General features: G+C 69.9%; 13 protein-coding genes. 4 read left to right on the forward strand and 9 right to left on the reverse strand.

What is annotated here, in order from left to right; genetic code table 11:
* Positions 1-40: 40 nt before the first annotated feature.
* Positions 41-1,279, forward strand: coding sequence for a hypothetical protein (locus HUA75_RS19420; RefSeq protein WP_174487247.1), 1,239 nt, complete (start codon positions 41-43; stop codon positions 1,277-1,279).
* Between the two features lie 137 nt (positions 1,280-1,416).
* Here the strand turns inward: HUA75_RS19420 and HUA75_RS19425 are convergent, their stop codons facing one another.
* Positions 1,417-2,796, reverse strand: coding sequence for a hypothetical protein (locus HUA75_RS19425; protein WP_174487248.1), 1,380 nt, complete (start codon positions 2,794-2,796; stop codon positions 1,417-1,419).
* 91 nt (positions 2,797-2,887) lie between these two features.
* Positions 2,888-4,819, reverse strand: coding sequence for a hypothetical protein (locus tag HUA75_RS19430; RefSeq protein ID WP_174487249.1), 1,932 nt, complete (start codon positions 4,817-4,819; stop codon positions 2,888-2,890).
* 301 nt (positions 4,820-5,120) lie between these two features.
* Between HUA75_RS19430 and HUA75_RS19435 the strand changes: the two genes are divergently transcribed.
* Both HUA75_RS19435 and HUA75_RS47745 read left to right on the forward strand, forming a co-directional pair.
* Positions 5,121-6,494 (forward strand): OmpA family protein, encoded by a 1,374-nt coding sequence (locus tag HUA75_RS19435; RefSeq protein WP_141642926.1) that lies wholly within the window; start codon positions 5,121-5,123, stop codon positions 6,492-6,494.
* Entirely contained in the window at positions 6,491-13,954 is a 7,464-nt protein-coding gene (locus tag HUA75_RS47745; protein WP_217446152.1) for an Ig-like domain-containing protein, read from the forward strand. The genes HUA75_RS19435 and HUA75_RS47745 overlap by 4 nt, the downstream gene beginning before the upstream one ends.
* Before the next feature lie 46 nt (positions 13,955-14,000).
* Here HUA75_RS47745 and HUA75_RS19445 read toward each other — a convergent pair whose 3' ends face one another.
* From HUA75_RS19445 to HUA75_RS19475, 7 genes are all read right to left on the reverse strand, one after another.
* Positions 14,001-14,420, reverse strand: coding sequence for an STAS/SEC14 domain-containing protein (locus HUA75_RS19445; protein WP_174487251.1), 420 nt, complete (start codon positions 14,418-14,420; stop codon positions 14,001-14,003).
* Positions 14,421-14,449: 29 nt separating this feature from the next.
* A complete protein-coding gene (locus HUA75_RS19450) occupies positions 14,450-15,130 on the reverse strand; it encodes an STAS domain-containing protein (protein ID WP_141642923.1) in 681 nt (226 codons plus the stop codon).
* Between the two features lie 10 nt (positions 15,131-15,140).
* Positions 15,141-15,629: an STAS domain-containing protein gene (locus HUA75_RS19455; protein ID WP_174455022.1), complete on the reverse strand. Its 489-nt coding sequence runs from the start codon at positions 15,627-15,629 to the stop codon at positions 15,141-15,143.
* Positions 15,626-16,201: a SpoIIE family protein phosphatase gene (locus tag HUA75_RS19460; protein WP_371745574.1), complete on the reverse strand. Its 576-nt coding sequence runs from the start codon at positions 16,199-16,201 to the stop codon at positions 15,626-15,628. Before HUA75_RS19460 ends, HUA75_RS19455 begins: the two co-directional genes overlap by 4 nt.
* Positions 16,192-16,887: an ATP-binding protein gene (locus HUA75_RS19465; protein ID WP_371746147.1), complete on the reverse strand. Its 696-nt coding sequence runs from the start codon at positions 16,885-16,887 to the stop codon at positions 16,192-16,194. The genes HUA75_RS19460 and HUA75_RS19465 overlap by 10 nt, the downstream gene beginning before the upstream one ends.
* A complete protein-coding gene (locus HUA75_RS19470; protein WP_371746148.1) occupies positions 16,884-17,264 on the reverse strand; it encodes an ATP-binding protein in 381 nt (126 codons plus the stop codon). The genes HUA75_RS19465 and HUA75_RS19470 overlap by 4 nt, the downstream gene beginning before the upstream one ends.
* A 359-nt stretch (positions 17,265-17,623) precedes the next feature.
* Positions 17,624-18,460 carry a class II glutamine amidotransferase gene (locus tag HUA75_RS19475; protein ID WP_141642921.1) on the reverse strand — a complete coding sequence of 279 codons (837 nt, stop codon included), beginning with the start codon at positions 18,458-18,460 and terminating at the stop codon, positions 17,624-17,626.
* Between the two features lie 198 nt (positions 18,461-18,658).
* Between HUA75_RS19475 and dnaK the strand changes: the two genes are divergently transcribed.
* Entirely contained in the window at positions 18,659-20,266 is a 1,608-nt protein-coding gene (gene dnaK, locus HUA75_RS19480; RefSeq protein WP_141642920.1) for a molecular chaperone DnaK, read from the forward strand.
* The last annotated feature ends 1,472 nt before the right edge of the window (positions 20,267-21,738 follow it).

A 21,738-nucleotide genomic window follows, 5' to 3' on the forward strand; every position in this document is an offset into this window, starting at 1 on the left:
GCGCAGCCCCACCGAAGCCCCCTCACTTCGAGCAGACCCCATGAGCTACGACGACGTTCAGTTCATCGGCTATCACCACCAGCTTGGCTACAACGCGAAGAACCCGGGCGCCCCTGGGCGAATCTGGAACGGGACGCACAAGCTCTTCCCTGGCCCTCCACACCGTGTCGTGGCCGGCAAGGGGACCCAGGCGTACAAGGGCCACGCGAACGACCGCACCGACCTGACGAACCGGTGCTCCTACGTGAAGAATGCCATCCTGGCGGCGGCCAGCAGTCCGCACACGGACATGGACGCCACCACGCTCAAGGTGTTCGTGATGCCGGAGTTCTTCTTCCGGGGCGTCCGCGGCGGCTACCCGTTGGAGCTCATCGCCGACGTGCTCAAGGACTTCCGCAAGTGGTCGTTCAATGCGCGGCCGGACCGGTTCAGGAACTGGCTGTTCGTCCTCGGGACCATCATCGGGTACATGGATGTGATGGACCCCGTGGTGCCCAACAGGAAGACGGGCGTCGAGGTCTTCAACATCGCGCTCATCCAACAAGGGGGCTTCCTGAACCCCGACGGGAAGCACGAGCGGCTCGTCTACAAGGAATACGTCTCCGGCATCGACTACATCAACGAGACGACGACGACCTTCGATGCCGCCTGGGCTCGCATCGGACACGTTGACACACGCGGAATGAGCCTGCTCGGCTCCGTCAACAAGTACCGCGCCACGGTGCCCACCCTGGGCTCTCACGACGCCTTGTCCCAGGCCCCTACCCGGAGCCAGAACCGCGACGAGTGGTCCACCAACTCCTTGCAGGGAGGCTGCATCTTCCGGCTCGGCGATGCCCACGAGGACATCAACGAGGTCTGCATCGGAGTGGAGGTCTGCCTGGACCACTTGCAGCGGCGCATGAAGAACAGCCCGGAGGGAATCGACACCATCGAGCCGATGATTCAAGTCATCCCCTCCGCCGGGATGGACATCAAGGACCCCGCCGTCCGCGTCGTGAACACGGGGTATGTCTTCAACGTCGACGGCCTGCGCACCCAGGCGAGCGCGCCGCCCGCCATCGAACTGAAGCAGTGGAACGGGGCGGCGACGGTCGCCCTGGAGACCCCGGGCACGTTCAACATCATCCCAGTCCCCAACCCCGTGCGCGTCGGCGGCGCGTTGGTCGCCACCGACTACTTCGCCTCCGCCGGCGAGGTGAAGATCTACGACACCCGGGTGATGCCCCCGCGCGTGCCCGTCGGTAACTTCCTGGCCAACCTGTTCGGGGAGTTGTAACGCCCAGGGTCCTGGAACATCCGACCAGGCTCCGTCGAGAAGACTCTCTCGAACGACTACGAGCCTGGATTCGTGCGAGTTGTCGCATGTCCGCGACAACCCCTTGTCTCGGAATCACCCGACGGAATGACAGCGACTCACGCCCGGAGCGGGCCTCCGGGCCCTGGTGTCACGGGAGCTGGCGGCAGCGCCATCCGCGCCTCCAGTGAGTCGAGCGACGCACCGACGGTGCCCGCCACGCCATCCACCTGGGACTTCAAACCCGTGCGCGCCGTGGTGACCTGCTCCTCGGCGGAAGCGCCCGCGGCCTCCATCTGCGCCTGGGCTGCCTGGGCCCCGGCGTCGACCTGTTGCTCCAGCGCCGGGAGCCGAGCCTTCACCTGGGACTTCACCGCCTCCACCTGCGCGGCCATCTGGTCCTGGATGGCCGTGACTTGCGCGACAGCCTGGTCCCTCGCGGTCCCCACCTGCGTGACGGCGGCGGACACCGCGGCGTCCATCTGCGCGCTCGCGGGCTGCACCTGCGAGAGAACGGCCTGCTTCAGCGAGTCGACCTGCTGCACGAGCTGCTGCTGGAGCGTGTCCACCTGTTGGAGAGCCTGGGTCCGCACCGTGTCCACCTGGGTGAGCACCTGCTCCTGGAGTGACTGCATCTGCGTCGCCATCTGCGAGGAGAACGTGCCGAGCTGCGTGGTGATTTGCGTCACCACCTGCTGGATGGACTGCACCGCCGGAGTCACGAGCGGCTTGGGGAGGTTCGCCGCCGGAATCGCATCCAACAGCGTACTCACGCGCGTGAGCAGCGCCTCCAGCGAGCCGACGAGCGTCTGATACAGCGTCTGGAGTTGCTCCAGCACCGCGGGCAGCGGAGTGAAGAGCGACAGCACCTGCTCCTTCACCGTGGCCAATTGCGTGAGGACGGACTCCAGCGTCGCGAGCGCGGTGTTGACCGCCTGTTGCAGCGGCTCGCGGATGGCGGCGACGGCGGCGACCGCGCCTTTCACCAGGGCATCCAGCGCCTCGCTCGCCTGGGTGATGATGCCCTCCACCTGGGCCTGCGCGGGCACAACGGCCTTCTCCACCGTCTCCACCTGCGAGAGCAGGGACTCGACCTGCCCAGACATCGTCGACTCGAGCGTGCCCAGCGACGTCGCCGCGCCCTCGCGGCTCGAACGCAGTGGCGAGCCCACGCTCCCCTCCAGCGCGGCCAACGACGACGCCATCGACACGGAAGCGCCATCCACCTGGGTGCGCAGGGGGGACAACTCCGCGCGCAGCCGGGCCGCGTCCGCGTCGTCCTTTCGCGACGCCAGCTTCGCGTCGAGCGCGTCGATGCGCCCCAGGAGCGCCGCAAGCACGGGCTCCAGCTCGGGACGAATCGACGTGATGAGGGCATCGATGCCACTTCCCACGGACTCGACGGCCGTGCGCGAGGAGCCCACGCGCGCCGTGCAGCCCGTCCCGCACGACTCCAGGTCGCCTCGAAGCTCCGTCAGCGTCCCCAGCAGTGCCTTCACGGTTCGACCTCCCTTCGGCTCCGGGCCCACGCATGGAGGCCCCACGTCACTCGCGCCCATGGGCCGTGCCCGGGCGACAGGTCCTCGCGCGTCACTTGAGTCGCTCCAGCGCCACGCGTGCCTCGGCCGCGGCCCCATCCAGCGGAGCGGTGCTCCCGTTGAGTCCCGACAGGGCCCCGTTGAGCGCGGCGCGCGTCTCGGCCACCTTCGCGTTCACCGCCGCCTGAGCGCCCTCCAGCTTCGCCTGCGTCTCCGCCGTGGCGCCGTCCAGCTTCGCTTGAGAGGCACCGGCCGCCGTCTTGTACGCGGCGGTCGTCTCGCCCATGGCCCCGCTCACGCCCGCCGTGAGGTCCGCGCGCGCCGTCTCGACTTGCGGCGAGACATCGTAGGTGGACTCGGCGGCGGCGGCGCCTGGCTCCTCCTTCGTGCGGAACATCATCACGCCCTCGGCCATGCGCACCGTCTCGGTGTCCGGACCGGAGACCCGGCGCAGGTGCCACACGGGCTTCATGTCCTGGTAGTCGTGGACGATGGACGTCTGACTGGTGTCGTTCTTCCCCAGCAGGATTCCGTCCCCCTGCCCTGCCTGGGGAAGCCGCGCGGCGTCAGCCCAGTCGAGGTGACGATGCAATTCCGCCCGGTCGAAGTGCAGCGCGACCAGCACGCGCGCGTTCTTGTACGGCGGGAAGTAGAAGTGTCCGGGGAAGAAGCCCGGCTCGGCCGGCACGCTCACCGCCTTGTTCCACAGCGGCACCGTCACCCGCCACGTGAGCACCGAGGTCTTCTTGTCCTCCGACAGCAGATAGATGCGGTCCTTCTCCCCGCCTCCAGGGCTGAGCACCTTGCCCTCGACGTGGATGGGATATCGCGGCGCCCGATGCACCGGCAGCGTCACCGTGGTGTCCGTCGTGCGCTCCACCAGAAGCGACATCTCCACCGTGAAACCCGCGTCCTGCATCTGAAGCCCCGCGTGAGGCCCTTCGTTGAGCGTCCGAGCCTCCAGCTTCAGCTCCACGGAACGCAGGTCCTCCCCCATCCCCACCGCCGCGCTGCCCCACAGCACGCCCTCCAGCCGAATCCCCGCGCCGGGATTCACCGCGACGGTGGGGTAGTGGCGGAACGTGAGTCGCATCCGTCGTTGGGGAACGCGCAGGCGGGAGACCTCCAGCGTCTGCCGCTGCTCCACCTGGGAGACGATGGGCGTGCGCACCAGATGGTCCTGATGGAGCCCCACGACTCCCACGGTCGCCGGGACATCCAGCGTGGAGGGCTTGAGCGCGGAGACATTGAGGACCCGAGCCGCGTGCCTGGGAACGGCCGGCATCACCACCTCCACCCGCTCCACCTTCTCGCGTGACAGGGGCGCGGCCGTGCCCACGGGCGCCTTGCGGCCCAGGAGCGCGTAGCGGTCCTTCACGCTGTCATAGGTCCACACGCCGCCCCGGCTCGCCGCAAGCCACGCGACGAAGTCATGGAAGCCCACGCCCGGCGCGTCCTCTCCCAGCGCGAGACAGATGAGGGGCCGCTTCTCGTCGAGCACGTCCCAGTCACAGTCCAGCGCGAAGGCCCCCGCCGTGTGCTCCGTCAGCAGGGCCGCCAGGGTGGTGTCCGTGCGCAGCTCGGTGGGACGATGCTGGCGCCAGAGCACCCGGGCGGCGTCCTCGAATTCCACCGTGTAGCGCCGGAAGCGCACCGGCGCGCCCTCCACCGGGCCGTGCGTCCGAGCTTCCATCCCCCGGGCACGCGCCAGCCCATGGAGGGTGAGCGGCTCCGGCGGCGTCTTCGGAACAGGGTAGCCCCCCTTGATGATGGAGAGCTTCACGTCCAGGAGGTCCTGGGTGGAGAACGCGGTGAAGAGCGCCGCGTCATCCTTCTCCAGTCCGGTCCAGAAGCGCACCGAGGCGGTGAAGCCGTGCGGCAGGAGCTGGACGGAGAAGGCCTCCACCTGTCCGCCGGGAATGACGAAGGTCTGCCCGCCCTGGGTCAGCGTGAGGGACAGCGCGAGTCGTTCCTGGAAGGCCATGCGTCCGCGAGCACTTGCCCGTTCCGTGCCAGCCCGAAGCCGGGCCCCTGGCCCCGAAACCCGCCGCCCTGCGCCTCGCTTGCGGTCCGCGAGGACGCAACCGCGTTCCACCGGCACGCATGACGAGGCCTCGCCTGGGGTGCTTGCGACGCAGCGGCCTTGGTACGTGCCTTGCTCTCGGCCTCAACCCGGCACGTGTCCGCGGGCTGTCTCCCGCATGAACCCCTTGTCTGTCACGTGCCATGGGATGCGGATGAGCGGTTGGCGCGCCAGGTGGCAGCGAAGATGGACTCTGGCGGCCTTGCTGCTGGCGCAGGTGGCTCGCGCCCAGGAGCCAGCGTCCCTTCCAGCATTCGCCCTGGAGCGCCTGGAGGTGAATCCAGGCCCCGGCCCGCTGGCGACGGGCGGCGGCACCGTGCTACGCGACGGCGAGCTGCGGGTGATGGTGCTCGGTCACTACCAACACGAGCCGCTGACATTGAACGCCAAGGGGGAGAACATGCCCCTGTTGCGCAGTCGCTCGACGGCGGTGTTCGTCATGGGCTGGGGCCTGAGCTCCCGGCTCCAGTTGGACGTCCGGCTGCCCGTGCTGACCCAGCGAGAGGGAGATGACCTGACGTCGCAAGGGGTCATCGCCCCCACGCGCCATGGCGTCGGCGCGCCGCGAGTGGGTGCCCGCGTGGGGCTCTTGCGCACGGAGGAGGACGACTCCGTGGACCTGGCCGCGGAGGTGGGGGTCTTCCTCCCCATGGGAACGCAGGGAGCGCTGGCGCGCGAAGCGGAGACGAGCCTCCTCGCGAAGGTGATGGTGGGAGGAAGGCTGGGCACCCGCTTCGCTCCGTCCTTCGAGCTGGGCATGCTGGTGCGCCCCACCGCGGTCATCCAGGTCCCCACGCTGGAGTCACGTGAGCTGGGAAGTGAGCTCCGGATTGGCGCGGGGTTGATGACGGTGGGCTCGCCGTTGCGGGCGGAGCTGGCGCTCAACGCGGGCCTCTCCTGGAAGCAGGCACGCGGCGCGGTGGAACTATTAGGAGGCGGGCGCTATGCGCCCCGGGACGGCGTGGAGCTGTTCGCGCTCGGCGGCCTGGGCTTCGGCGCGGAGCCGGGCGTCCCTCTCTTCCGGCTGCTCGCGGGCGTGTCCTTCTCGTACATGCTGGGGGAGGACTCGCGACCGGACTCGGACACGAGCATCGTCCACGAGTCCGTGCCCCTGCCCATCCCGACGAGGCGCGCGAGCGAGTTCCAGAGCAGCCAGGGTTCGATGATTCCGAACCCCGGGGAGATGTCGCCCATCGCGAACGTGTCGAGGGACCGCTTCGTGCTCGAGGGCAAGGTGTACTTCCGCAGTGGCAGCACGGAGCTGCCCGCCGAGTCCGCGGACCTGGACCGCGCCGTGGAGATGCTGCTCACGAATCCCGCGGTAAAGATGATGACGGTCGACGGTCATACGGATGACTCGACCGCGGAGACGTTCAATCCACGCCTGGGCCGAAGCCGCGCCGAGGCCGTGTGGCGCTACCTCGTGGAACACGGGGTGTCCCCCAACAAGCTGCGGCTCCGGAGCTACGGCCCGGAGCATCCCGCTCAAAGCAACAGCACCCCCGAGGGCCGGGAGCGAAACCGCCGGGTTGAGCTCCTCCTCATGCTGCCGACCACTCAGGAAGCCTCGCCATGAAATCATCGGGATGGATGCACCTTCTGACCTGCGCCCTGGCGCTGGTCGCGCTTCCCGCATTCGCGGAGGCGGATGTCTTCGGGCTCGGCGCGGGGCGTGATGAGACGCTGACCGTCCAGGCGCATGAGAGCCGGGTCATCAACAGCTATGCCGCGGTGACGTCGCCCTTGAGCAAGGGGGACCACGAGCTTCAGGTCGACGCCCCCGAGGGCTTCGTCGCGGGTGACCTGGTGATGGTGTTGCAGACGCTGGGCGTCGGCCCCGTGCGGGCCTCGTCCGTGGCCACGTTCACCTTTGGCCCTCGGGAGCAGAGCCCGGGGGGAGTCTGGGAGCTGGCGCGAGTGGCGCGGGTGCGGGGCGCCGTGCTGACGCTGACGCGTCCCGTGCTGAATGACTTCGTGCCCCTGTCCACGCAGGTCATCCGCGTGCCTGAGTACACGAGCGTCACCATCCATCCGACCGGGGAGCTGAAGGCCCGGAGCTGGAATGGCACCTCTGGTGGCGTGGTGGCCTTCCTGGCCTCCGGCACGCTGCACAACGGCGGGGTCATCACCGCGAGCGGCGCGCTGCTGCGTCAGCAGCCCCTGGGTGATGGCGGCGTCGTCTTCTTCCGGGCGCGCAAGCTCACGGGCGCGGGCCGCATCGAAGCCAATGGCCAGGCGTTGCCGTGGGACCTGGGCACCGAGGGCGGTGGCGAGGGAGGAAGCATCTCCGCGCGGCTGGTGGAGAGCGCCGAGTGCGAAGCGCTGATGGCCCAGGGCGGGCCCGGGGTTCCCGCGGAGTCATTTGGCGCCCAGGAGGGATTTGGCCCGGGAGCGGGTGGCAAGGTGCTGCTCCAGGCAGGCACCCTGACGGGCTGTCCCGTCCGCGTGACGGGCGGAGAGAGCGTCTCCGGCGACGTGGGGACGAGCGTGGGTGAACCGGGTGACGTCACGCTGGTGGAGCACGCGCTCGTCATTCCGAGGACGCCGGTCATCACCACGCCCGGCGATGGCCAGGCGCTGACCGCTCCGACGCCAGTCGTCACGGGCACGGGAGATCCCGGCGCCACCGTCTTCCTGCGCATGGGCAACATCGAGCGCCCCGCCACGCCGGAGTGGGAGTTTCCCGCCACGCCGGTGGGCTCCTCCGGGGACTTCTCTGCCCGTGTGCCCACGGACCTCGATGACGGCGTCTACTCGCTCACCGCGCACGCCGAGTTCGAAGGGCTGAGCAGCCTGTCGAGCGACCCCGTCTATTTCACCGTGGAAGCCTTCGCGCCCCCGCTCGCGCCCGTGATTCTGACGCCGACCGAAGGGGAATTGGTGGGCACCGGCGGCACCGACTTCTCGGGCACCGCCGAACCCGATAGCCGGGTGGACCTCCTGCTGGATGGCGTCCCCTACGCCACCATCGATGCGAGCCCTACCGGAACGTGGTCCCTGCCGACGAGCACCGCGCTCACCGATGGGGCGCGCACGCTGACCGCGACCGCGACCGACGCCGACGACAACACGAGCCCCGTCGCCGAGCGCCACTTCACCGTGGACACGACGCCGCCTCTCGCACCGGTGATTGAGACGCCGATCGACGCCGCACGGGTGGGCAGCGCCGGAACAGGCTTCTCCGGCACCGCCGAGGCAAACAGCACCGTGAGGGTCCTCGTGGACGGCCTCCTCATCGGCACCGCCACCGCGCACGCCACCACCGGTGTCTGGTCCCTGCCGAACAACACCTCGCTCGACGAGGGCTCCCGCACGATGACCGTCACGGCCGAAGACGCCACTGGCAATACGAGCCCCGCCGCGCAGCGCACCTTCTCCGTGGACAAGACGGCCCCCGTCGCACCGGTGATTCAGACGCCGATCAACGCCGCACGGGTGGGCAGCGCCGGGACAGGATTCTCCGGCACCGCCGAGGCAAACAGCACCGTGACGGTCCTCGTGGACGGCTTCCTCATCGGCACCGCCACAGCGCACATCACCACCGGCGTCTGGTCCCTGCCGAACAACACCTCGCTCGACGAGGGCTCCCGCACGATGACCGTCACGGCCAAAGACGCCGCTGGCAATACGAGCCCCACCGCGCAGCGCACCTTCACCGTGGACAAGACGCCGCCCGCCGTCCCCGTGATTCAGACGCCCGCTTCGGGCGCCGTGGTGGGCGCCACTGGAACGAACTTCTCGGGCACCGCCGAGAACTCGAGCACCGTCACGGTCTATCTCGATGGCAACTTCGTCGGCACCGCCACGGCGCACGCCACCACCGGTGCCTGGACGGTGCCCGCGAGCAGCTCCCAGGGAGCAGGGCCGCACACCGTGACGGCCACCGCCACCGACGCCGCCGGCAACATCAGCCCCACCGCGGAGAACGCCTTCACCGTGGACGCGGCGGCGCCTGACGCCCCCGTGATTCAGACACCCGCTTCGGGCGCCGCCGTGGGCACCGCTGGCACGGGCTTCTCCGGCACCGCGGAGAACTCGAGCACCGTGACGGTCCTCGTGGACGGCCTCCTCATCGGCACCGCGACGGCGCACACCACCACTGGCGCCTGGTCGCTGCCCAACAACACCTCGCTCGCCGAGGGCTCCCGCACGATGACCGTCACGGCCGAAGACGCCGCTGGCAACACGAGCCCCGCCGCACAGCGCACCTTCACCGTGGACAAGACGCCCCCCGCCGTCCCCGTGATTCAGACGCCCGCCGCGAGCACCGTGGTGGGTGCCACTGGAACGGACTTCTCCGGCACCGCCGAGGCAAACAGCACCGTGACGGTCCTCGTGGACGGCCTCCTCGTCGGCACCGCCACGGCGCACGCCACCACCGGTGTCTGGTCCCTGCCGACCAACACCTCGCTCGCCGAGGGCTCCCGCACGATGACTGTCACGGCCGAAGACGCCGCTGGCAATACGAGCCCCGCAGCGCAGCGCACCTTCTCCGTGGACAAGACGCCCCCCGCCGTCCCCGTGATTCAGACGCCCGCTTCGGGCGCCGTGGTGGGCGCCGCTGGAACGGACTTCTCCGGCACCGCCGAGGCAAACAGCATCGTGACGGTCCACGTGGACGGAGCCTTCGTCGGCACCACCACGGCGCACGCCACCACCGGTGCCTGGACGGTTCCCGCGAGCAGCTCCCTGGATGAAGGGCCGCACACCGTGACGGCCACCGCCACCGACGGCGTCGGCAACATCAGCCCCACCGCGGAGAACGCCTTCGCCGTGGACGCGGCGGCGCCCGTTGTCCCCCTGATTCAGACGCCCGTCGCGGGCACCGTGGTGGGCAGCGCCGGCACGACCTTCTCCGGCACCGCCGAGAACTCGAGCACCGTGACAGTCCTCGTGGACGGCCTTCTCATTGGAACCACCACGGCGCACGCAACCACCGGCGCCTGGTCCCTGCCCAACAACACCTCGCTCGCCGAAGGCTCGCACACGATGACCGTCACGGCCAAAGACGCCGCCGGCAACACGAGCCCCACCGCGCAGCGCACCTTCGCCGTGGACAAGACGCCCCCCCCTGCCCCCGTGATTCAGACGCCCGCCTCGGGCGCCGTGGTGGGCACCGCTGGAACGGGCTTCTCCGGCACCGCCGAGGCCAACAGCACCGTGACGGTCCGCGTGGGTACCACCGTCGTCGGCACCCCGCAGGCCACTGGCACGGGCGCCTGGTCGGTGCCCACGCAGACGGGCTTCACGCACGGCTCCTACACCGTGACGGTCACCGCCACCGATGCTGGCAACAACGTGGGCCCCACCACGACCCGCACCTTCACCGTGGACACCGCGGCGCCCTCCGCGCCCGTCATCCTGACGCCGAATCCCGACACAGTGGTGGGCCCCGCGGGCACGGGCTTCTCCGGCACCGCCGAGGCGAACAGCACCGTGAGCGTCAGCGTCGACGGAGTGCCCATCGGCAACGCCCAGGCGAGCGGCCCCGGCGGGGCATGGTCCCTTCCTGTCAGCACGGGCTTCGCCAACGGCACCCGCACGGTGTCCGCCACCGCCACGGACGCGGCGAACAACACCAGTCTCCCCACGGCCATCAGCTTCGTCGTGGACGTGACGCCGCCCGCCGCGCCCGTGATTCAGACCCCCAACCCCCTCACCGTGGTGGGCACGGCGGGAACGGGCTTCTCCGGCACCGCGGAGAACGTGAGCACCGTCACGGTCCGCGTGGATGGCGCGCCCGTCGGCACCACCCAGGCCGGCCCCAGTGGGAACTGGCTGCTCGCGCCCCAGGCTGGCTTCACCCATGGAACGCACACCGTGACGGCCATCGCCACCGACGCGCTCGGCAACACGAGCAGCACCGCGGAGAGCACCTTCACCGTGGACATCGCCGCTCCCGCCGCGCCCGTGATTCAGACGCCGGCGGAGGGCGCGGTCATCGGCCCGGCCGGCACTTCGTTCTCCGGCACCGCGGAGAACCTGAGCATGGTGAATGTCTACGTGGATGGCCAGTCCGTCGGCGGAATCCAGGCCTCCGGCACCGGCACCTGGTCCCTGCCCGTCCGGACGGGATTCACGAACGGCGCCCACACCGTGACGGCCACCGCCACCGATGCCGCGAACAACCTCAGCGCCACCGCCAGCCATGGCATCGTCGTCGACATCATCGCCCCCTCCGCGCCTGTCATCCTGGTTCCCACCGAAGGCGCGGTGGTGGGCCCCGTTGGCACGGGGATCTCCGGCACCGCCGAGGCGAACAGCACGGTAAAGGTCAGCGTCGATGGCGCCGCGCATGGCACCGTCCAGGCCAACGGCCTGGGGGCCTGGTCCCTGCCCGTCAGCACGACCTTCACGCACGGCCCTCACACGGTAACGGCCACCACCACCGACGCGCAGGGCAACACGAGCGTCGTCGCGGAGCGCCACTTCTCCGTGGACATCGAGGCGCCCACCGCGCCGGTGATCCAGACGCCGAACTCCACCACGGTGGTGGGCCCCGCGGGAACGGGCTTCTCCGGTACCGCCGAGGCGGACAGCACGGTGAAGGTCAGCGTGGATGGCGCGCCCGTCGGCACCGCCCAGGCCAATACCTCCGGCGCCTGGTCCCTGCCCACGCAGGGCGGCTTCACGGACGGGGCACATACGGTGACCGCCACCGCCACCGACGCGTCGAACAACACGAGCGCCACCGCGACGTCCACCTTCACCGTGGACATCACCGCCCCCGCGGCTCCCGTGATTCAGACCCCCAATCCCGACACCGTGGTGGGCGCCGCGGGCACGGCCTTCTCGGGCACGGCCGAGCGACTGAGCACCGTCCGGGTCAGCGTCGACGGCGGCCTCATCGCGTCCCCGCAGACCACCGCCGAGGGCACCTGGTCGATAGCGATTCGCACGGGCTTCGGCGCGGGCTCGCATACGGTGACGGCCATCGCCACCGACGCCTTGAACAACACGAGCACCACCGCGACGTCCACCTTTACCGTGGACCTGACGCCCCCCGCCGCGCCCGTCATCCTGACGCCGACCGTGGACATCGTGGTGGGCGAGGACGGAACGGGCTTCTCCGGCACCGCCGAGCCCCGCAGCAGCGTGAGAGTCCTCGTGGATGGGGACCTCGTCGGCACCGCCGTGGTGAATGGCGGCGGGAACTGGTCACTGCCCACCCTGGTGGAATATCCGCATGGCACCCACCTGGTGACAGCCACCGCCACGGATCCCGCGAACAACACCAGTGCGCCCGCGGAGGTCCGCTTCACCGTGGACGTGACGCCCCCTGGCGCCCCCGCCATCCTGAAACCCACCACGGGCACCCTGGTCAACGCGAACGGAACGGCCTTCGAGGGCACCGCCGAGCCACTGAGCATGGTGAAGCTCCTCATCAACGAGGCCGTGTTCGTCACGGCGGTGACGAACAGCAGCGGACAGTGGGCCGTGCCTATAAGCACCACGCTGGGTGATGGCCCCCACACCGTGACGGCCACCGCCACCGACGTCGCGAAGAACGAGAGCGCCCCCTCCGTGGCCATCCAGATCACCGTGGATGCCTCCCGCCCGGCGATTCCCATCCTCACCAGCCCGGCCGCCGATGCCGTGGTGGGCAAGGCGCGCCCCGACTTCGTCGGAACCACCGAGGCGGGCGCCAAGGTGAGCATCTTCATCGACGGCGCATTGGCGGGCGCCGTGACGGCGTCGAGCACCGGTGCCTGGACGTTCGCCCCGGTGGCGGGGCTGAGCCAGGCGAGACACGACGTTCAGGTCCAGGCCACCGACCTCGCCGGGAACATTGGGGACCCGTCCTCCTCGAGGTCCTTCCGCGTGGATACGACGCCTCCCACCACGGTGGTCTCCAAGCCCATCCAGAACGCGATTCTCACCACCCCCACCCCTCGAATCGAAGGGACGGCGGAGGCGGACAGCACCATCTTCATCACCCTGGATGGAGTCAGCCTCCCAGGCGTCACCGTGGACGGCGCGGGGGAGTGGTTCTACGTGCCTCCCCAGGGCCTCGCCAACGGGCGGCACGACATGCTGGTGCAGGCGGTGGACCTCGCCGGCAACGAGGGGCCTCGCATCACGCGCGCCTTCACGCTCGACCTGGAGCTCCCGGGCAAGCCCGAGCTGCGGACCCCCGCGAATGCCGCGCTCGTGAACTCGCCGACGCCGCTCATCGTCGGCACGGCCCCGCAGCAATGCGTCCTCACCGTGCGCCTGGATGACCTGCCCCAGGAGCCGACCATCACGGTCACCGCCAGCACGGGCGAGTGGAAGTTCACGCCCTCGGCGGCCCTGTCGGATGGGCTCCATCGGGTCAATGCGTACTGCACGGACGCCTTCAAGCGGAACGGCCCCGATTCCACGACCCACGCCTTCACCGTGGACACCTCGAAGCCCGCCCCCCCCGTCGTCCTGACCCCGACGGTCGACGCCATCGTCAGGCCGGACAACTACACCATCACCGGCACTTCGGAGCCGGGGACGACGCTCACCGCCACCCTCAACGGACTGACGGTGGGGACGACACTGGCCAACGAGCGCGGCGAGTGGACGGTGGCGGTGACGCTGGCCATCGTCACCGGGCTGCAGGACCTGCGGGTCTTCGCCACGGATATGGCGGGCAACATTGGCGACAAGTCCACGCCTCGCACCTTCACGGTGGACAGCCTGCCGCCGACGACCACGCTGAGCGGGGGCCCCACGGGCACCAGCACGCTCTCCGAGGTCACCTTCACCCTGAACACCTCCGAGCCCGTCTCCGGCTTCAAGTGCACGCTGGACGGCGTGGAGCTGTCGCCCTGTGAGAATCCCCTCACCGTCCGCTCGCTGTCGGAGGGCATCCACTCGCTGGATGTATTGGCGACGGACATCGCGGGGAACGTGCAGATAACTCCCGCCCATCACCAGTGGAACGTCATCCGTCCCAGCCTGGTGGAGGGAGGCGGCGTGGGCTGCTCCAGCACCGCGGGCGCCCTCCCGCTCGGCCTCGTCTGGCTGGCGTGGGTGGGCCTGCTCGGGCTGCGCCGGCGGCGGTGAGCGGGTCGGCATCCGGAGGTTCTCGCGCCTCCTCCGGACAGCCCCTTCAGGAGGCTCGGGCAGCGCCCTGCAGCGCGCGCTGGGCGGCCACCCAGCTCCGGGCTTCCTCTTCCGTTTCCACCATGCCGAATGGAGCGCCCTGCGTCCGCCCGAGCAGGGCCGAGGCCCGCCCCATCATGTTGGCCATGGTCCGCAAGGCGAAGCTCGCGCCGAAGAGGACGGTGCCCACGAAGGGCATCGCCTCCGGGTTCTCGCTCAGCGTCTTGCGCGCGTCCGCGGAGATGCTCGTCCCGCGACGCACATCGGAGATCAGATAGAGCCGGGGATGCGTCGCACTCAGCTCCAGCGCCACCTGGTTCAGCTCGTGGAGGAGCTTGAGGTCGAACACCCCGACGTTGACCAGTCGGATGATGTCGGGCGACTCGAGCCACACCTTGTTGTCACCGAACGTCCACATGCGGACCATGCCGTGTCTCCTCTCGGAAGTCGAAGGGGTCAGCGCCGGGAGGTGGAGGTGTTGCCGCCACGCCCGGCCAGGTGCTGGAAGCAATCGCGCAGGCCTTCCTTCAGGCTGCCGAGCGTCTTCACTTCCCGCAGGTCCACGCCAATCTGGACCAGCGTCTGGGCAATCAGCGGGCTGATGCCCGTCACCACGCAGTAGGCGCCCAGCAGGCGCGCCGCGTTCACCATCTTGATGAAGTGGTTGGCCGTCATCGTGTCCACCACCTCGACGCCGGTGATGTCGATGATGACGCAGCGGGCCTTTCCCTGGACCACCCGCTGCAGGAGCCGCTCCGTCATCTCCACGGAGCGCTGCGTGTCCACCACGCCGACGATGGGCAGCGTGAGGATGTCCTCCCACAGCTCGATGATGGGCGTGGACAGGTCGCGGATGGCGTCGCGCTGCCGGTCGATGGTGGAGAGCTTCTCCTCCAGTTCGCGGTGACTCGCCGCCAGGCGCGTCAGGGCCTCCTCGTGCTCGCGGCGGGTGGTGGCCAGCTCGCGCACGAAGACGTTGAGCGTCTCCTCCAACGCGGCGAGCTCGTCCTGCTCACGGATGGAGATGGTGGTGCGCTCGGGCGAGAACTCCCCCACGGAGATGAGGGACAGGACGTCGATGATGCGCCCCACGCGCTCGGGGTCGACGGTCAGGGGTGTGGGCAGGGCGGTGCTCATGGGGTCTCCTTCAGACGACGTTCCTGGCCACGGGGGGAGCGATGATGCCGAGCATCTCGTCCGCGAGGCGCTGGGCCTCCTCGCGCTCCGATTCAGCCGTGCGCGCGCCCACCGCCCGGACGCCGAGCAGCGACAGTCCCTCCTCCAGCCCCAGCGCCGTCTCCACGCCGTCGAGCTGGATGCCCATGCTCTGGAGGGTGAGCGCCACGTCGGCGCCCATGCCGCACAGCACGGTGCGCGTGCCCATCAGCCGGGCCGATGCGGCCAGCCGCGCCAGCACCGCGCACAGGTGGCTGTCCACGAGCCACAGGCCGGAGATGTCCACCACCATCCCCTTCGCGCTGGTGCGCTGGATGTCGCGCAGCACGTCCGAGCAGAGCTGCGCCGCCTGCGCGTCGGTGATGTCGCCCTGGAGGGGGACGATGAGCTGTCCCCACAGGGGGATGATGGGGATGCGCGACAGGTCGCGCGAAGGGAGGGGACTGTCCGGGTGGCTCACGACGGCTCCACATCCGCCACCAACACGGTGGCGTCATCGGTAACACGGCCGAAGCGCTCCATCAGGAACGCGCAGGCCGCATCGGGGGACTGCGTACGGACCAGCTCCAGGTCCAGGCGAAAGCTCAAGCCGTCGGTGAAGACCGCCAGACGGTCTCCGGGCGACAGCACGGTGGAGACGGTGCGCAGCGTGCGGAAGGACTGGCCGAGGATGCCCGGCGTGGGCAGCACGGGCACGCGCGTGCCCACGGTGCGCAGCTCCACGTTGCCCACGCCGCCACAGTGCAGGGTGTGCCCGTCGAACACGGCGAGCATGATGGCCGCGCCCCGGCCATGGCGCAGCGCCGCGTGCAGCGCCTCCATCAGCGGCTCCACGGACGGGCCCAGCGGCGCCTGGCCGAGGCAGCGCACGGCCTCCGCCGTCGCCTGTGCCGCCGCGGGCCCGTGGCCCAGCGAGTCCACCACCGCCAGCAGCGTGTGCGGCCCGTCGACGCGCACCACCACGCCGTCGCCGTTCTCCACCTCGCCCACCTTCGGACGGGTCCGGTGGGCGATGGACAACCTCACAGCCACACCTCGAACTCCACCTGCGTTCCGGTGGCGCCCGTCTTCACCTCGAACCGGTCCGCCAGCCGCTTGACGCCCAGGATGCCCAGGCCCATGCCCGTCTTGCTCCGATAGGTGCCCGACAGCACGCGCTCCAGCTCTGGAATGCCCCGCCCCTGGTCCTCCGCGCGCACGCGCAACAACTTGCGCGGCGTCTGCACGGGGATGAGCTGGATGGTGCCGCCGCCCGCGTAGGAGATCTGGTTGCGCGCCAGCTCGCTCACCGCCGTCGCGACCTTCTGGCACTCATAGCCGCGTCCCCCCATCGACTCGCACAGCGCGCGCGCCGCGAGCCGCGCATGGCTTGCGTCCGCCTCCGTCCGCACCAGGTACGTGGTGGGCCGCGCGTCCATCGTCGTCGTCGCGGGGGCCGGCGTCGGCTCGCGCGTGGCGCTCAACCCCGAGGGGACGGTGGCCGTCGCCGTCAGGGCCCGCAACCGCGCGGCCAGGTCCGGACGTCGGGCCGGGTCCACGAAGTGGCGCGTGGCGGGCTCCAGCGCCTCGATGACCCGCGGCAGCTCCGCCGCGCCCAGTGTGTCCGCCGACAATCGCAGCGGTTCCAGCGTTCCTCGAAGCACCAGCCGCGCGGCGGTCTCCGTCATGAAGTGCTGCAAGACGCCCAGCAGCTGTGTACTCGTCACGCCCCGACTCACCACGGTCTCCTTGCTTCCAGTCTCATGCGCTTGCGCGCGAACACTTCCAGGCCACCGCCCTCGCGGTTGGACACGCGGACCTCGTCCGTCAGCCGTCGCACGGCGGCGCCGCCTTCACCCAGGCTCTCTCCTGGCAAAGGCCCTGGGCGTCCCTCGCGGCCGACGAAGAGCCGCTCCGGCTCCGCCATGCCCGGGCCCCGGTCCAGCGAGCGGATGCAGAGCCAGCCGTCCTCACACCACACCTCCACCGTCCCGCCCGCCCGCGTGTGACGCACCAGGTTGGTGGCCAGCTCGCTCACCACCACCGCGACCTCCGCGCTGGAGGCCGCCGACAATCCCGCGTCCCGGGCGAAGCGCCGGCCCATCGAGGCCGCCACCACCGCATCCACGGGATGGCGAACAACGACGGACAGCCGGGACTCAAGCGAAGCAGAGGAAGGCAGTGGCAGCGGCAAAACTCATTCCCGGAGTAAAACCCTTGGAATTACGCCAGTATGAGGCAACAAATCTGCGGGGCCTGTAAAGCGGTTCACATTCCACCCATGGAATCCGCTTCGGTTTCCCGGAAGAGGCGTCTAGATTCCTGGGTTTTTTCGTTTTACTCCCGTGCTTCACCCGCTTGTGCCGGGATGCTCCGGGAATCCGTCACTTCAGCTCCAGCGTCTCCGAGAGCCACGGGGCGGGAACGACCCACGCGAAGTGCGTGGGCGTTCGACCAGGAGAGCGCCTTCCGGGCTCAGCCGCCGTTGAGCAACTGCACCTGAAGGTCCAACCCCACGGCGAGGGTGGTTCCACGAGGCAGTTCCACCCAACTCCCCGGGCGCTTCAGGTGGCTGGCCAGGACGACGGTGCGGCGACGCCGGTGGGCGCCCACCGCGGGCTGCGACTCTGAAGAGCTGGCCGTCACTCCGCAGGGCACGCACTCCGCGCCGCCTTCGAGTCGCGAATAGAACAGCGGCTCCTCGCCGAAGCGGCAGGCCACGAGGAGGTATCCATTGGTGGCCACCAGGTTGAGCGTGGACGCGCGAGGGATGCCCGCGTCCACGGAGCGCTTGATGACCTCGCGCGCGGTGTCCGCCAGCATGCGACCGGCGACGTGCGCCTCCAGCCGGGGGTCGTCGGTGCGCCCCACGTCACGCAGGTGACGCAGGAAGAGCGCGAAGAGCACCTCGCTGTCCGTTCCGCCGTGCACCTGACGCTGCAGGTGCTCTGGCAGCGAGTCCAACAGGGTCGCGCGCAGTTCGTCGAAGCCACTGACACTGCCCTGGTGGGCGAACAGCCAGCGGCGCGAGCGGAACGGCTGGGTGTTCTCCTCCAGCGACTGGCCCACCGGAATGCGGCTGGCGTGGAACAAGAGGGCTTCCGACTCACCCGGTGGGGCGAGCCCCACGAGCGAGGGCTCCCCTTCCGCGCTGGAGAAACGGCGCAGGAGGACCTCGTCCTGGGCGTACGCTCCCACCCCCACCGCGTTGGCGCGAGGCTCCGTCTGGACGAGCACCTGCTCGGCGAGCCGGTGGAGCTCGCACCTGAGCAGGTTCGGGTCTGACGTGAGGGCTGCGAGGACGACGGACATGAGGGAGAACTCCTTTGCTCCATAGATAATGACGTCCCCTCCCCCCCTCAAGCCAGCGGGCACGCCCCCTTGCCACTTCGCTAAGTGCTTGAAATGGCTGGGCTTTACATTGATCGAACATTGACACCTCTTCCGGAGGCTCCTAACCTCCGGGCGCTTCACCGACGGCCTCGGGCTAGACCCTTCACCGGAGATGGAATGTCGGACGACATCGCAATCGGCATCGACCTTGGCACGTCGTACTCGTGCGTGTCGGTGGTCCAGGATGGCCAGCCCATCGTCATCCCCAACGAGTGGGGAGAGACGACGCATGCCTCCTGCGTGTCCTTCCTCGAGGATGGCTCGGTGCTGGTGGGCAACGCGGCCAAGAAGAACATCATCACCAGCCCCGAGACGACGGTGTACTCGGCCAAGCGGCTCATCGGTCGCTACTACTTCTCCGACGAGGTGAAGAAGGCGCAGGCGGTGATGCCGTACCGCATCGTCGAGGGCGAGAACAACTCGGTGCGCATCGGGGTGAGGGAGCGTGCGTACTCGCTGCCTGAAATCTCCGCGCTGGTGCTCAAGGAGATGAAGGCCGTCGCGGAGACGTACCTGGGACGTGAGGTGACCAAGGCGGTCGTCACCGTTCCGGCGTACTTCAACGACAACCAGCGACAGGCCACCAAGGACGCGGGCCGCATCGCCGGGCTGGAGGTGCTGCGCATCCTCAACGAGCCCACGGCGGCGGCGCTCGCGTACGGCTTTGGCCGGGACGTCAACCAGCGCGTCGTCGTCTACGACCTGGGCGGCGGCACGTTCGACGTGTCCATCCTGGAGATCGGCAAGGACGTCTTCGAGGTGCTCGCGACGGCGGGCGACACGTACCTGGGCGGCGACGACTTCGACGACCGCATCATGACGTGGCTGGCGGACGACTTCCTGGGCAAGACGCGGTTGGATTTGCGGCAGAACAAGTTCTGTCTGCAGATGCTGAAGGAGGCCGCGGAGAAGGCGAAGATCGACGTGGGGCAGACGGGCTCCGCGGACATCCTCTGCGCGGGCATCTGCCAGGACGCGCAGGGCAACGTGATGGACCTGCGCCACACGTTGAACCAGGACCAGTTCAACCGGATGGTGATGGACCTGGTGCAGCGCACGTTCAAGGTCTGCGACGAGGCGCTGCAGAGCGCGCGGCTGACGGCGGCGGACATCGACGCGGTCATCCTCGTCGGCGGGCCCACGCGGCTGCCCATCATCCGCAACTCCGTGAAGCACTACTTCCAGAAGGCTCCGCTGGAGGGCATCAACCCCGACCAGGTCGTGGCCATGGGCGCGGCGCTCCAGTCGCATGCGCTGCTGGACAGCAAGACGGAGACGTTCCTGGTGGACGTCACGCCGCTGACGCTGCGCATCGGCACGGTGGGTGGGTACACCGAGAAGATCATCGACAAGAACACGCCGGTGCCCATCGACCGCTCGAAGGCGTTCACCACCAGCCGTGACGGGCAGGAGAAGGTGAAGATTCGCGTGTATCAGGGCGAGTCCAACCGGGCCGACGAGTGCGAGATGCTCGGTGAGTTCGAGTTCGCGGGCTTCCGCATCGGCTATCGCGGCGAGGTGAAGATCGAAGTCACGTTCGAGATCAACACGGACGGCCTGGTGAACGTGTCCGCGTGTGACACGGAGACAGGACAGAAGACGTCGACGACCATCACCCTGTCGTCTGGCATGTCGGAGGACGACATCCAGAAGTCCATCCAGGCGAACCGGAGCACCCGCCTCGCCGGACACAACAACAACGACCTGCCCGCCGTGGCCCAGTAGACGAGCGCGATGTCCGAGCCTTCCGATCCCAGCTCCGGCAGGCCGCCGGGAAGCCCGCCCGGGACACCGGCGGCTCCCGCGCGCCCCGCCATTCCGCGGATGACGGCGGCCACCCCGGGCCCCGTGCCGCCCACTCCGGCGCCGGTGGCCAGGCCTCCCGCCGCCGCCCCGCCGCGTCCTCCCGGAACGGAAGCCGCGCCCGCTGGGGTGCCGACAGCAAGACCTCCGGGCGTCGCGGCGCCGGCCGTGCCTCCATCGCAGCGGCCCACGGTGTCCGTGCCCGCCATCACCGCGCCCACGCCGCAGCGCACGAGCGCCACGGGGCTGCCCTCGGTGGGAAGCCCCACCTCCACGCCCACGGGCGCGAGGCCCACGGTGGCCGCCATGCCCGCCGTCGGTGCGCCCGCGACTCCGGCGACAGGTGCGAGGCCCACGGTCTCCGCAGGCGTTCCCGCCGTCGGTGCGCCCGCGACTCCGGCGACAGGTGCGAGGCCCACGGTCTCCACGGTGCCCACTGTCGGTACACCCGCGACTCCGGCGACAGGTGCGAGGCCCTCGGTAGCGGGCGCGATGCCCGCTGTCGGTGCACCCACGAGTCCAGCAACGGGTGCGAGGCCCACTGTCTCCGCAGGCATTCCCGCCGTCGGTGCACCCACGAGTCCAGCAACGGGTGCGAGGCCCACTGTCTCCGCAGGCATTCCCGCCGTCGGTGCACCCACGAGTCCAGCAACGGGTGCGAGGCCCACGGTCTCCGCAGGCGTTCCCGCCGTCGGTGCGCCCGCGACTCCAGCAACGGGTGCGAGGCCATCGATCGCCGCAGGCATTCCCGCCGTCGGTGCGCCCGCGACTCCGGCAACAGGTGCGCGGCCCACGGTGGCTGCTGCCATGCCCGCCGCCGGCGGTGCACCCGCGAGTCCCGCAACGGGTACGCCGCAGGCTCAAGCGACAGCGAGGCCCACAGCCCCCGCCGCGCGAGCAGGACCACCGCCCTCGCCCCAAGGCGCACCTTCCGGGATCGCGCCGTTGACTCCCCCGCCTGTCGCGGGCGGGGCACCCGGGGGCGCAGTCCCCTCCGCTTCGGGCCCCGCCCCGCGTCCGACGCCTGCGGGCCTCGCGCCGCTGACACCTCCTCCCGTCGCTGGCGCTGCGCCTCGCACTGCGCCCGTGGGAACGGTGCCGCCTCCTCCAGGTTCGGGCCCGGCGCCGCGTGGGACTCCCGCCGGTCTCGCGCCGCTGACGCCACCTCCTGTCGCCGGCACTCCCCCCCGGGCGGCTCCCGTCGGCACGGTGCCGCCGCCTCCTCCAGGTTCGGGCCCCGCGCCGCGTGGGACTCCCGCGGGTCTCACGCCGCCGACGCCGCCTCCTGTCGCCAGCACGCAACCTCGCGCGGCTCCTGTCGGCACCGTGCCGCCTCCTCCGCCTGTCGCGGGCACCCCGCCTCGCGTGGCATCCGCCGGCACCTCGCCCCTGAC

The sequence above is a fragment of the Myxococcus sp. CA040A genome (assembly GCF_013336725.1).
In the GTDB taxonomy this organism is placed as follows: Bacteria; Myxococcota; Myxococcia; order Myxococcales; family Myxococcaceae; genus Myxococcus; species Myxococcus llanfairpwllgwyngyllgogerychwyrndrobwllllantysiliogogogochensis.